At 66.7% G+C, this 709-nt stretch carries 1 protein-coding gene; it reads left to right on the top strand.

Annotated features, from left to right (window positions below; all coding sequences use genetic code 11):
- A partial coding sequence (locus ACYVPE_RS39955) for a SpnB-like Rossmann fold domain-containing protein (RefSeq protein ID WP_461038748.1) occupies positions 1 to 709 on the top strand: 709 nt, incomplete at both ends.

The following is a 709-nucleotide window of genomic DNA, read 5'->3' as shown; positions in this document are numbered from 1 at the left end:
CACCTCACCACCCACGACAACCACCACACCCTCCACCTCACCACCCCCGACAACCAACCCATCCTCACCACCACCCTCACCACCCGACCCACCAACACCAACGACCTCTCTGTCGGTAGTCCGCTCCCGCTCCACCAGCTGACATGGCTGCCCCTGGTGACCGGCGCGGTCGTCGATACGTCACCCGGCTATACCGTCTTCGATGCCGCGGGTGTTTCGGCTGCTGGTGTGGCTGAGCATCCTGTCGTGGTGCATCAGGTGCTCAGCCATGCGCTGGGTCGTCTTCAGGAGTGGTTGGCCGATCCGCATCCCGAGCACGATCATCTGGTGGTGGTGACCCACAACGCCACGGTTGTCGGTCCCACCGATCGGATCGACCTGGTCACCGCTCCCGTCTGGGGGCTGGTGCGCAGCGTCCAGAACGAGCATCCCGGCCGCATCACCCTCGTCGACCTCGACGACCACCCCACCTCGCAGGACAACCTCTCGGCCGTGATCGCCACCGCCCTGGCCCACCAGCAGCCCCACATCGCCGTCCGCCACGGCACCCCCCACACCCCTCACCTCAGGCCCACCACCGCTCCCGCTCCGTCATCGACGGACCACTGGCGTGGCACGGTGTTGGTGACGGGGGGTACGGGTGGTCTTGGTGCGTTGGTGGCGCGTCACCTGGTCACGGAGCACGGGGCACGTCATCTGTTGTTGGTCA

This window comes from Streptomyces mayteni (genome assembly GCF_054783955.1).
Note: the sequence above shows the minus strand (reverse complement) of the source record. Positions and strands in the feature narration are given on the sequence as shown.